Raw genomic sequence first — 257 nt, 5'->3', positions numbered from 1 at the left:
CGCGGCAACTGCCGCACGCGATCGGAGATCGGGGAGCCGGCCGAGATCGACATTGTCGAGTATCCGCGACCCATAAAGGTGCAGCGCGTTGTCGAGGAGCAACTGGAGCTCCTTGTTCTGGCGATGTTCGGCCCGCATGCGCGAGGCCATTGCCAGCACTTCGTTTCGGGCGTTCGGCGGAACGAGGACCTCGACGCGCACCAGATCTGCCGCGCCGCCCTCTTTTCGGTACTTTCGAATCCGCTTCTTCGCTGGGG

1 protein-coding gene is annotated in these 257 nt (G+C 63.8%); it reads right to left on the bottom strand.

Annotated features, from left to right (window positions below; translation table 11 throughout):
- On the bottom strand, positions 1-257 hold a 257-nt coding region (locus C1X29_RS29365; RefSeq protein ID WP_102718956.1), incomplete at both ends, for a hypothetical protein.

It is taken from the genome of Pseudomonas sp. GW456-12-10-14-LB2, from assembly GCF_002884345.1.
Classification (GTDB): Bacteria; Pseudomonadota; Gammaproteobacteria; order Pseudomonadales; family Pseudomonadaceae; genus Aquipseudomonas; species Aquipseudomonas paraglycinae.
This window is presented reverse-complemented; position numbering and strand designations above follow the sequence as displayed.